Origin of the sequence: Micrococcus sp. Mcc89 (assembly GCF_024519795.1) — a bacterium.
In the GTDB taxonomy this organism is placed as follows: Bacteria; Actinomycetota; Actinomycetes; order Actinomycetales; family Micrococcaceae; genus Micrococcus; species Micrococcus luteus.
The window spans coordinates 81,874-93,427 of record NZ_JALJRI010000020.1 but is presented as its reverse complement, the minus strand read 5'-3'; the positions used below and the strand labels follow the sequence as shown (position 1 = coordinate 93,427).

The 11,554-nt window shown below is 73.0% G+C and carries 7 protein-coding genes and 1 pseudogene; 3 read left to right on the top strand and 5 right to left on the bottom strand.

Going from position 1 to position 11,554, the window contains the following annotated elements:
* Window positions 1–66: 66 nt before the first annotated feature.
* Window positions 67–411 (top strand): annotated as a pseudogene (locus NR072_RS02200) (very short patch repair endonuclease); the annotation flags it as partial.
* 90 nt (window positions 412–501) lie between these two features.
* Here the strand turns inward: NR072_RS02200 and NR072_RS02195 are convergent.
* The 4 genes from NR072_RS02195 to purB all read right to left on the bottom strand — a co-directional run bounded on the left by NR072_RS02195 (window position 502) and on the right by purB (window position 5,581).
* Complete coding sequence (locus NR072_RS02195) at window positions 502–2,058, bottom strand: DUF1846 domain-containing protein (protein WP_041102565.1); 1,557 nt, start codon at window positions 2,056–2,058, stop codon at window positions 502–504.
* A gap of 67 nt (window positions 2,059–2,125) precedes the next feature.
* A complete protein-coding gene (locus NR072_RS02190) occupies window positions 2,126–3,139 on the bottom strand; it encodes a trimeric intracellular cation channel family protein (RefSeq protein WP_041102567.1) in 1,014 nt (337 codons plus the stop codon).
* Window positions 3,140–3,211: 72 nt separating this feature from the next.
* The gene (locus NR072_RS02185) at window positions 3,212–4,111 is read right to left on the bottom strand and encodes a trimeric intracellular cation channel family protein (protein WP_163721572.1); all 900 of its coding nucleotides are present in this window, start codon (window positions 4,109–4,111) and stop codon (window positions 3,212–3,214) included.
* Between the two features lie 30 nt (window positions 4,112–4,141).
* Window positions 4,142–5,581, bottom strand: coding sequence for an adenylosuccinate lyase (purB, locus tag NR072_RS02180; protein ID WP_163721570.1), 1,440 nt, complete (start codon window positions 5,579–5,581; stop codon window positions 4,142–4,144).
* A gap of 184 nt (window positions 5,582–5,765) precedes the next feature.
* On the opposite strand from purB, the gene NR072_RS02175 reads away from it, so the two are divergent.
* The gene (locus tag NR072_RS02175) at window positions 5,766–7,346 is read left to right on the top strand and encodes an AMP-binding protein (protein ID WP_256835986.1); all 1,581 of its coding nucleotides are present in this window, start codon (window positions 5,766–5,768) and stop codon (window positions 7,344–7,346) included.
* A gap of 1 nt (window position 7,347) precedes the next feature.
* Here the strand turns inward: NR072_RS02175 and NR072_RS02170 are convergent, their stop codons facing one another.
* Window positions 7,348–10,890, bottom strand: coding sequence for a bifunctional RecB family nuclease/DEAD/DEAH box helicase (locus NR072_RS02170; RefSeq protein WP_256835985.1), 3,543 nt, complete (start codon window positions 10,888–10,890; stop codon window positions 7,348–7,350).
* Between the two features lie 212 nt (window positions 10,891–11,102).
* Between NR072_RS02170 and NR072_RS02165 the strand changes: the two genes are divergently transcribed.
* Window positions 11,103–11,519: a PaaI family thioesterase gene (locus tag NR072_RS02165; protein ID WP_020624995.1), complete on the top strand. Its 417-nt coding sequence runs from the start codon at window positions 11,103–11,105 to the stop codon at window positions 11,517–11,519.
* The last annotated feature ends 35 nt before the right edge of the window (window positions 11,520–11,554 follow it).

Sequence of the window (11,554 nt, the reverse complement as noted above, 5' to 3'; positions counted from 1 at the left end):
TGATTCTTACCGTTCCTCTCGGTACGGCTTACACAGACCATCTGACACGCCCCCGTTCGCCGTCTCCTCCATGCCGCCGGCCTCCGCTACCGGGTGAACGCGAAGCCGGAGAAGGACCTCCGCCGCACGGTGGACATCCTGTTCCGTCCCGCGCGCGTCGCCGTCCTCATCGACGGCTGCTACTGGCACGGGTGTCCCCAGCACTACATCGCGCCGAAGGCCAACGGCGGCTACTGGTCGGACAAGGTCGCCACGAACCGGGCCCGGGACCTGGAGACCACGCGCATCCTGACGGAGCGCGGCTGGCTCGTCCTCCGCTTCTGGGAGCACGAGGACCCGGCCGTCGTCGCGGAGCGAGTTGTCGCCGTCGTCAACGAACGGAGGCCCCGGCGAACCACCGGGGCCTCCTGAGCGGGCCGTGGCCCGCTCCCACTTCTCGAACGAAAACGCCCAGGGGTCGCCCGTTTCGTCAACGAAAGCGACCGCCCGAACCGCCCCGCCTCACCGCTTCCGGTACAGCCCCTTCTTCTGGAACTTCGGCTCGCTCGTGACGAGCATCCCCAGGGACCGGAAGATGCCCTCGTCCACGGAGCCGAGGATCGTCGTCGTGTGCACGTCGCAGCCCTCGAGGCTCGCCAGCTGCTCGACGGCCGCCTTCGCGTTCTCGTCGGTCGCCGCGGACACGGACAGCGCGATCAGCACCTCGTCCGTGTGCAGCCGCGGGTTCTTGGAGCCCAGGTGCACGGTCTTGAGCGTCTGGATCGGCTCGATCGAGGCGGGGGAGAGCAGGTGCACGTCGTCCTCGATGCCGGCCAGCACCTTGAGGGCGTTGAGCAGCACCGCGGCGGAGCAGCCCAGCAGCTCCGAGGTCTTGCCGGTCACCAGGGTGCCGTCCGCCAGCTGCACGGCCGCGCCGGGCTCACCGGTGCGCTCGGCCACCAACTGCGCGGCACCCACCACCGGGCGGTCCTCCGAGCTCAGGCCCAGCTTGGACATCACCAGGGCCACGCGCTCGGACTCGGTGTCGTCCGCGCCCTCCAGCGCCTCGTTGACTTGAGCCTTGTAGTAGCGCCGGATGATCTCCTGCTTTGCGGCCTCCTGGCACACCTCGTCGTCCACGATCGCCGCGCCGGCCATGTTCACGCCCATGTCCGTGGGGGACTTGTACGGGGTGGTGCCCGTGACCTTCTCCAGCAGCGCGGACAGCAGCGGGAACACCTCGACGTCGCGGTTGTAGCTCGTCACCCGCTCGCCGTACTCGGCCAGGTGGAACGGGTCGATCAGGTTGATGTCGTCCAGGTCCACGGTGGCGGCCTCGTAGGCGGCGTTCACCGGGTGCTCGAGCGGCAGGTTCCAGATGGGGAACGTCTCGAACTTCGCGTAGCCGGCCGGGATGCCCCGCTGCCGATCGTTGTACACCTGGCTCAGGCACGTCGCCAGCTTGCCGGAGCCCGGGCCGGGGGCCGTCACGACGACGAGGTCCCGCGTGGTCTCGGACCACTCGTTGGCACCGAAGCCCTGCTCCGAGACGATCGTGGACATGGCGTGCGGGTAGCCGGGGATCACGCGGTGGCGGGCCACCTTCAGGCCGAGGCGCTCGAGCTTCTCGAGGAACGCCAGTGCACGGTGGTTGGCGTCCTCCAGCTGCGTGACCACCACGTGCTCCACCAGGAACCCGCGCTCCCGGAACACGTCCACGAGGCGCAGGACGTCGTCCTCGTACGTGATGCCCAGGTCCGCGCGGACCTTGTTCCGCCCGAGGTCCTTGGCGTTGAAGCACACCAGGATCTCGGTCTCGTCCTTGATGCGGTCCAGCATCGCGATCTTGTTGTCCGGGGTGAAGCCGGGCAGGACGCGGGAGGCGTGCAGGTCGTCGAAGAGCTTGCCGCCCATCTCCAGGTACAGCTTCCCGCCGATCTGGCGGCGGCGTTCCTGGATGTGCTGGGACTGGAGTTCGATGTACTTCGCGCGGTCGAATCCGACGCGGTGGAGGGGGCCGGAGGCCGCGGCCTCCGTGGTCGTGCTGGCGGGGCGGGCGGTCTCATGCGTGCCGGTCATGGACTCTCAGCATAGACCCGTCCGCGGGGTGCGCGTGCGCGGCCCGGCGTCGGGCTCACCGCATCCCTCAGTCCCTCGGGTCCGCCGGGTCGTCCGCGATCCAGTCGTGCTCGGGGTCGTCGAAGCTGCGCGTGCGCCCGGTGCGCAGGTCGGTGACGTCCATGACGCCGGTGCCGCGGTCCAGGCGCACCTGCTGGTGTGAGGCGGGGTCGACGACGGTGATCGTCTGGGTCTGCGGGTCGTAGTCGTCCACCCGCACCTGGTCCTCGTACTCCTGCCGCGGGCCGTAGGACCCGTGCGTGTCGTCGTCGGGGAAGGCGGGGGCGCCGGGGGAGCGCAGCCGGCGCTCGAGGGTGCGCTCCACCCGGCGGGCGGCCGCCTCCTGCGCCTGCGTGGCCAGGCGCCGCAGACGTTCGAGGGACTCCTTGTCCTGGGAGATCTCCGCGCCGAAGAACCGCCACTGGTAGCGGTAGGCGATCATCCGCACCGCGAAGATCAGGAACGCGATGAGGAAGCCGGTGTACCCGTTGAGCGCGCCGTTCATGGCCACCACGGTCGCCAGCACCGCGCCCAGGAACGTGGGGAGGACGTAGACGCCGCGGGGGTCGAAGATGGACGGGACCTCGTTGGCGACGATGTCCCGCAGCACGCCGCCGCCCAGCGCCGTGACCATCGCGATCACCACCGTGGACACCGGGTGCACGCCCATCGAGTGCGCCAGCAGCACGCCGGACACCGTGAACAGGGCGAGACCGGCGGCGTCGAACAGGGTGATGGTCAGGTTCAGGCGATTCGGGTGGATCACCTTGACGTACACGAGCAGGGACACCAGCAGGGGCGGGGCCAGATAGACCGGGTTCTCCAGGGACGCGGGCAGACCCCGGTCCAGCAGGATGTCCCGTGTGAAGCCGCCGCCCAGGCCCGCCAGCAGGGACAGCGCCATCGAGCCCACCAGGTCGAACTGCTTGCGGGCCGCCAGCAGCGCCCCCGAGGTGGCGAAGAAGAAGATCCCGATCAGGTCCAGGGTCGTGAGCAGCCACGGGACGTCGGTGAGGGTGGCGAAGAACTGCTGCACGTCCACGGCGGCTCCTTCCGTTGGGTCCGGGGATTCACCGGCCATTGTCCCGTGCGGCCCGCGCAGTGGCTCGTTTGTTCACCCGGGTGTCCCCCGAGGTGTGACGTCTTCGTCGGCGCCGGGTGTCTCCTCGTTCGCCGGGGGGCCGTCCTCGCCGGGGGCGGCGGGCGGCCCGTCCCTGCCCTTGCGGTCGCGGATGTCCGGCACGGGCGGCTCGTCATGCGGATCCATGCGCTGGCGCTGGGTCTCCCCCGAGATCTCGGCCCCCGGGGCGAGCCACTCCCTGCGCAGCGACACCACGCGCAGCACGAGCACGAGCACCATCACCGCCGCCGAGGTCAGCGGGTTCAGGACCTCCGCCTGGCCGAGGGCCGCCGTCGTGCCCGCGCCGAGGATGGCCGGCAGCGCGTACCAGCCGCGCCCGCCGAACACGGCGGGCGGTTCCCCGGCGACGACGTCGCGCAGGATGCCACCCCCGACGGCGGTCACCAGGCCCAGCACCGCGGCGGCGACCGGGCTCAGGCCGGCGAGCAGGGCGATGCGCGTGCCCACCACGCAGTACACGGCCAGGCCGACGGCGTCGAAGGCCATGACGGCGTGGTGGCCGCGCTCGCCGTCGAAGATCCGGAGGAACACCGCCAGCGACGCGACCGCCGGCAGGATCAGGTACCAGGGGTTGTCGAAGGCCGCGGGCACGTCCCGGCCGACCACGAGGTCACGGACGACGCCGCCGCCCGTGCCCACCATGAGGGCCAGCAGAAGGGAGCCGACGATGTCGTAGCCCTTGCGCACGGCGAGGACGGCGCCCGAGATCGCGAAGAAGAACACGCCCACGAGGTCCACGGCGGTGATCGCCGCGGTGATCGCGTCGGCGAGCTCGCCGTGCGCGTCGATCGGCTCGGGCACGTCCCGATCGAGTTCGGCGGGGTCCTTGGGGGTGGCGGACAGCAGCCACACGGGGAGAGACGGAAGCAGCACCCGCCCATCGTCCCCCGTCAGGCGGCCCGGTCAGCCCTGCGCGGGGCCGAACTCCTTGGCCAGCTCCGCCGCCACGCCGGTGTACCCGGCCGGGGTCAGCTCCAGCAGGCGCGCCTGGGCCGCCTCCGACAGGCCGAGGCCCTGCACGAACTCGCGCATGCGCGCCCCGTCCACGCGGTGGCCGCGGGTCAGCTCCTTGAGGCGCTCGTAGGGGTTGTCCATGCCCTCGACGCCGGCGATCGCCTCGGCACGCATCACGGTCTGGACGGCCTCGCCGAGCACCTCCCAGTTCGTGTCGAGGTCCTGCGCCAGCACGGGCTCGGCCACCTGGAGCTGGCCCATGCCCTTGGCGACGTTGGTCAGGGCGAGCACCGAGTGGCCGAGGGCCACGCCGATGTTGCGCTGCGACGTCGAGTCCGTGAGGTCGCGCTGCCAACGGGACTCCACGAGGGTGGCGCTCAGCGAGTCGAGCAGGGCGCAGGAGAGCTCGAGGTTGGCCTCGGCGTTCTCGAAGCGGATCGGGTTCACCTTGTGCGGCATGGTGGAGGAGCCGGTCGCGCCGGCCACGGGGATCTGCGCGAAGTAGCCGATGGAGATGTAGCTCCACACGTCCACGCAGAAGCCGTGGAGGATCCGGTTGAAGCGCGCGACGTCGGCGTACAGCTCCGCCTGCCAGTCGTGGGACTCGATCTGGGTGGTCAGCGGGTTCCAGGTGAGGCCGAGGTGCTCCACGAAGGACCGGGACAGGGCCGGCCAGTCCGCGTCCGGGGCGGCGGCGAGGTGGGCGGCGTAGGTGCCGGTGGCGCCGTTGATCTTGCCCAGGTACTCCTGGCCGGCGATGCGCCGGGTCTGGCGGGTCAGACGGTGCACGAACACGGCCATCTCCTTGCCCAGCGTGGTGGGCGTGGCCGGCTGGCCGTGCGTGCGGGAGAGCATGGGGGTCTCGGCGGCCTCGGCGGCCATCGCGGAGACGGTGGCCACGGCGGCGCGGGCGGCCGGCAGCCAGACCTGCTCGACGGCGTCGCGCACGCCCACCGCGTAGGCGAGGTTGTTGATGTCCTCGGAGGTGCACGCGAAGTGCACGAGCGGCTTCAGCCGGCCCAGGCCCAGCCCCTCGAGGCGGTCGGCGATGAAGTACTCGACGGCCTTCACGTCGTGCACCGTGACCTTCTCGGTGGCCGCCAGCTCGGCCACGGACTCCGCGTCGAAGTCCGTGACGATCGCCCGCAGGCCCGCCTGCTGCTCGGCCGTGAGCGGCTCGAGACCCGGCAGCACACGGTGCTCGGCCAGGTGGATGAACCACTCGACCTCCACGTGGATGCGGTTGCGGTTCAGCGCCGCCTCGGACAGGTGCTCCACGAGCGGCTCCACCGCCGCACGGTAGCGGCCGTCCAGGGGGCCGAGGGCGATGCCGGCCTCGGCGAGGGAACGGCGGTGGGCGGTGGACGCGGGCGCGGGCTGCGAGGTCATGGCCCCCATTCTGGCAGGCGCCGCGGACGCCCGACGAAGCCGACGACCGGGTCCGTCCTCGACCGCGACGGGGTGGCGAGTGCAACATGCGGACGCGCCCGGTGGCCCGGGGCGGGATGGACCTACCGTGGCTGACGTCGCCGTCGCCCGGCGTCGGCGTGCCGAGAGGGATGAGGAGACCGAGATGACGGAACGGACCGGGCAGGCCCACGAGGCCGGGACGATCGACCGGCTGATGGCCGGGTGGGTCGCCGACGTCGAGACCCCGGACGCCTGCACCGCCCACCTGCTCTGCGACCGATGGCCGGCCGACGCCGTGGCGTTCCGGTTCGTGGCGGAGGACATGTCCGCCGTCGACCTCACCTTCGGCGAGCTGGCCGACCGCTCCCGCCGCCTCGCCGCCGGCCTCGCCGCCCGCGGCGTCACGCACGGCGACCGCGTCCCCGTGATGATGTCCAAACGGGAGGAGCTCGTCGTCACGCTGCTGGCCCTGTGGCGGCTCGGGGCCGTGCACATGCCGCTGTTCACCGCGTTCGCCGCGGGTGCCGCGCGGATGCGCATCGAGGGCGCGGCGGCGCGGCTCGTCGTCGCCGAACCCCGCCAGGCGGAGAAGCTCACGGACATCCCGGGCATCGAGATCATCCGCACCGGCCCGGAGTGGGACGCGCTCGCGGACTCCGCGCCGCTGGCCGAGGACGTCGCCGTCGGCGGGGACGGGCCGATCGCCCTGCTGTTCACCTCCGGCACCACCGGCCGCCCCAAGGGGGTGCCCGTGCCGCTGCGCGCGGCCGCCGCGTTCGCCGTCTACCTCACGTGCGCGGTGGACCTGCGCCCCGAGGACCTGTTCTGGAACGCGGCCGACCACGGCTGGGCGTACGGGCTGTACTACGGGATCGTCGGCACGCTGGTGCTCGGGGCGACCTCGGTGCAGTACCGCGGCGCCTTCTCCCCGGCGACCATGGTCGAGGTGATCCGCTCGCAGGGCATCACGAACCTCGCCGGCGCCCCCACGATGTTCCGCGCGCTGGCCAAGGCCGGGGAGGTCACCGAGGACGCCCCGCTGCGGCTGCGGCGCGTGTCCACGGCGGGGGAGCCGCTGCCGCCGTCCGTGCTCGAGTGGGGCCGGGCGGCCCTCGGCACGGAGATCCGCGACCACTACGGCCAGACCGAGCTGGGCATGGTCATCTGCACCCTCGCGCACCCCGAGCTGGCCGCGCCGCCCCGCCCGGGTTCGATGGGTGTGCCCCTGCCGGGGATCGCCGCGGAGATCCGGGACGGGCAGATCGCGATCGACGCGGCCTCGCCCCTGTTCTGGTTCCCCGGCTACCTCGGGGAGCCGGAGAAGACCGCGGAGCGCTTCACCCCGGACGGCCGCTGGTACCTGACCGGGGACACCGCCCGGCAGGACGACGACGGCTGGTTCTTCTTCTCCTCCCGGGACGACGACGTGATCCTCGCCGCCGGGTACCGGATCGGCCCGTTCGACGTGGAGTCCGTGCTCATCGACCACCCGCGGGTGCAGGAGGTCGCCGTCGTCGGCCTGCCGGACCCGGAGGGGGTGCGCGGCGAGGAGGTCGTGGCGTTCGTGGTGCCCGCCGGGGCCGTCGCGGACTCGGACGCCCTGGCGGCCGAGCTGCAGGCGAAGGTCCGCGACGAGTACTCCAAGCACGCCTACCCGCGCCGGGTGCACTTCGTGGACCGGCTGCCCAAGACCCCCTCCGGCAAGTTGCAGCGGTTCCTGCTGCGCCAGGGGACCACCGACTGAGTCAGCGGTGCACGAGCCGCAGGAACGCGCCGATCATCGGCAGGTCCTCGGGCCTGGTGGGCAGCGCGTCCGCGAGGGCGGGGGAGTGGACGAGGTAGGCGGCCCACTGCCCGCGCGAGATCGACACGTTGAGCCGGTTCCGGTTCAGGAGGAAGTCCAGCCCGCGCGGCACCTCCTGCGGTGAGGACGCCGCCATCGTCAGGATCGCGACGGCGGCCTCCCGGCCCTGGAACTTGTCCACGGTGCCGACGGTGGTGCCCTCGAGGCCGGCGGCGTCGAGCGTCTCCCGGACCGTGGCGACCTGCGCGTTGTACGGGGCCACCACGATCACGTCGGACGGCTCGAGCGGTCGGCCGGGGTCGTCCGGGCCGGTGGACCAGGTGCGGCCGAGCAGTGACCGGACGATCTCGACGACGGCCGCGGCCTCCTCCGGCGAGGACACCGAGTTGCCCGTGTGGGAGACCGGCCAGGGGTGCAGCCCGGGCTCCACGCCGTCGAGGCGGCGGGCGTCCGTGACCTCCTCCCGCGCGCCGAGCCGGCCGGCGTAGGAGAGCTTGGAGACGGCGTGGGTGAGCGCCGAGTGCATGCGCCAGGAGCGGTCCAGGAAGAAGCCGCGCTCGGGCCGGAGGGTGGCCTGCCCCTCGATCAGCCAGTCCAGGGCCGCGTCGCCCACCGGCTCCGGGTGGATGCCGCGGGTGACCTGCGGGAGCTGGCGGGGGTCGCCGAGCAGCAGCAGGGTGCCCGCGGCGGCCCCGGCGACGAGGGTGTGGGCCAGCGAGAACTGGCCCGCCTCGTCGATCACGAGCAGGTCGACGCCGGGGAACGTGCCGTGCGCGAACGTCCAGGGGGTGCCCCCGACGACGCGGCCGGGGCCGGCGCGGCCACCGGCGTCCTTGTTGTGGACCTCCTTCCACGGGGCGTCCGGGTTCGGCCTCGCCCGGCTGGAGATCGCCTTGGCGACGCGTTCGGCGGGCACCCCGATCGAGAGGAGCTTCTGCAGGAAGTTCTCCACGACCGCGTGGGACTGCGCGGTGACGCCCACGCTCCAGCCGCGCTCGAGCAGCGCCTTCACGGCGTGACTGCCCACGTGCGTCTTGCCTGTGCCGGGAGGGCCCTGCACCGCCACGTAGGAGCCGCGGGCGGACTCGAGGGCCTCTACGAGCAGCGCGGTGCGGTCGAGCTCGCCCTCCGCGTCGGCGACGATCTCCGGCAGGGGGCGGCCCGTCGTCGCGGGGGTGCGTCGGGCGAGGATGTCCACGCACGCGGAGACGCCCGGCTCCGGCAGCGCGCCGGCGGCGTCGGTGGCCACGGCGAGTTCGCGGATGTGGGCCTCGAGGGTGTCCGTGGGGACCTTCGAGTGCTCGAAGGCGGCCATGGGCAGCTGGTCGAACGACTCGACCCCGCGGGCCAGCTTCTCCCGCAGCCGGAGCACCGAGCGGCCGTCCGGCAGGTCCTCCACCTGCTCCACGTCCGCGTTAGGACCGATCCAGCGCACGGCGTTCGGCTGCAGCTCGGCGTGGGCCGGGAAGTCCTCGTAGACGGTCTTGACCGAGGCGTCCGGCTTCAGCAGGGTGCCGGGTTCGAGCCGGCCGGTCACCTGCAGCACCCGCTGCAGTGAGTGGCGGGCAGTCGGCTGATGCCAGTCCTCCTCGACGTCGACCCGGTCCGCGACCACATTCGCGCGCGGCTCCTGCCACTCATCTACGGGGGAGACTCCCCGGTCGAAGAACGCCCACCACATCGGCTTCTCCTCGCGCCGGTAGAACCCGAGTCCCGCCGCGAGCAGGGCGACCCCGCGCTCCTCCGGCCCAGGCAATGCCTCCGCGCCCGGCGCGGGCACCAACGCGAGCAACGCGGCCGTGAGGTCCTGCTCGGGCTCCGGGGCCGGCTCGACCAGCGGGGTCTCCGGCTCCGCCGCGGCTCCCTGCGGCGACCTCGAGGCATCCGGATCCTGTTCGACCTGCGCCAGCAGCCAGTCCCGCAGCCGCGCCGTGGAGACGCAGTCGTACCGGTTGTAGTCCTCGATGTCGGCGCGGATCGCCGCAGCGACCTCGGTGTCTCCGGCCTCCAGCGCGGCGACGTACCGGTGGTACTCGGTGACGCTGTCCGCCGCCGTCGTGACGCCGTCCTCCGCCCGGTGCTCCGCCCCCATGTAGAGGGGCTCCAGCTTCTTGATGGAGTAGCTCGGCACACCGGCCCGCAGGGCGGCGCGGACCGTGGAGTAGAGGTCCACGAACAGCCCCGCGCGCAGCCAGTCGTCCAGCTCGCGCTCGCCCACGCCGTGGCGCACGGTCAGGCGTTTCAGCGCGGTGACCTCGTACGCGGCGTAGTGGTAGATCCGCATCCCCGGGTGGGCCGCGCGCCGCGCCTCCACGAACGCCACGAACTGCTCGAGCGCCGCCCGCTCGGCGGCACGGGTGTCCGCCCACAGACCCGTGAACCGGAAGTCGGCCGAGGCGGTGCGCGCGGTGTCCCCGCCCGGCGCCTCGACCCAGCCCCACAGGTACTCGAGACCCTCCATGCTCCCGTCCGCGGAGACCCACAGTGGGTCCCCCTCGAAGTCGAAGAAGACGTCTCCGGCGTCCGGCGCCGGCAGCCCCGTCACGGCGCGCGGGTCCACGATCCGATGCGGCGGCAGCCCGTCCGCCCCGGCCGGCTCCAGCTGGATCGCCGCCTGCTCCCGCAGCGCCTCCCACGTGCGGCGGGCCATGCCCTCCGGCGGTGCGACGGACGCCGCGAGCTGCTCGATGGTCGTGATCCCGGCCTCGCGCAGCCGGGTGCGCTGCAACCGCGTGGCCCCCGCCGTGAGCAGCACGTCCCGGTGCTCGGCGACGGCCTCCTCGCACGCCTCGCATGCGCCGCAGACGCTCAGGCGGTCGTCGCCCCAGCGGGCGGGCTCCCCGGCGGCCACGTGATCCTGCAGCAGCGCCTCCAGCCGGGCGCGCTGGTGCCGGTACACCGGGATCACCTCGTCCAGGTCCGCGACGTGCCGGGAACCGTCCCCGAGCCACAGGCTGCCCTGCCGCGTCCGCGGCACGCCCATGCCGTCCAGCAGGTCCGCGTACGCGGCGATCTGCAGCAGCGCCGTCACCCGTGCATGCCGGGCCAGCTTCGTGTCCACCACCTCGTACGCGCCCTCGGGGTGCTCCTCGTCCGTGCGGAGCACGAGGAAGTCGGCCAGGCCGCCGAACGCGCCGTCGTGCAGCATCCCCTGGAACACGACGGCGGGACGCGCGGCCAACGCCGCCGCGGTGCGCTCCCGGGCGGCCCGCACACCCTCGGGCGTGTAGCGCTCCGGGCGGGCGAGCCGGACCACCTGGTCCGCGCCGTGCTCCGCCTCGAGGCGCGCGAGCACGCGGGACTCGTGCTCGTCCCCGAGGCGGGAGACCCGCTCAAGGAACGCGTCCGCCACGCCGATCCGCGGGGCGCGCCCGAGCGCGGGGTCCACCGTCCCCCGCAGCCACCCGTAGGTGCACGTCGCGGCGGCGGTGATGTCCGAGGGGCTGAGCATGAAGGAGGCGCGGTCCGGCGCGAAGGTCACCATGCCGTCACCCTAGACAGGAGCCGCGGACACGATGGGCAGGGCCCGCCCACAGGGTCCCGGCGCGCCTCGCCCCGGCGGCGGCAGGGCGGCGGCGCGCGTCACACACCGGGCCGGACTTGACGTGGGTCACATCCAGGGAGTTACCTAATGATCGTTCAGTAATTCTCTGCGCCGCCGCGCCGGCGCGCCCGTGCCGGCAGGGAGGCCCGCCCATGACCGAGACCGCCCACCACCCCATGCTCGCGGAGGACCGCGTGGCTCGGTGGCTCGGCGTCACCCTCGAGGCCGCCGAGAAGGACCACGCGCGCATCCGGATGACGCTCACCGAGGACCAGCACAACGGCTTCGGCCTGGCCCACGGCGGCGCCGTCTTCGCGTTCGCGGACACGTGCTTCGCGCTGACCTGCAACGACCCCGCCTCGGACGGCTCCACCCTCACCGTGGCCTCCGGCGTGGACGTCAACTTCCTCGCGGCCACCCGCGCCGGGCAGACCCTCGTCGCGGAGGGCCGCCTGGTCGCCGCCGCGGGCCGCTCGGCCGTCTACGACATCACCGTCACCACCGACGACGGCACCCCGGTGGCCGCCTTCCGCGGCCGCTCCCGCACCATCCCCGCCCCCGGACGCTGACCGGCGGGCGCACCCGCCGGTGCGCCGTCGTCGAC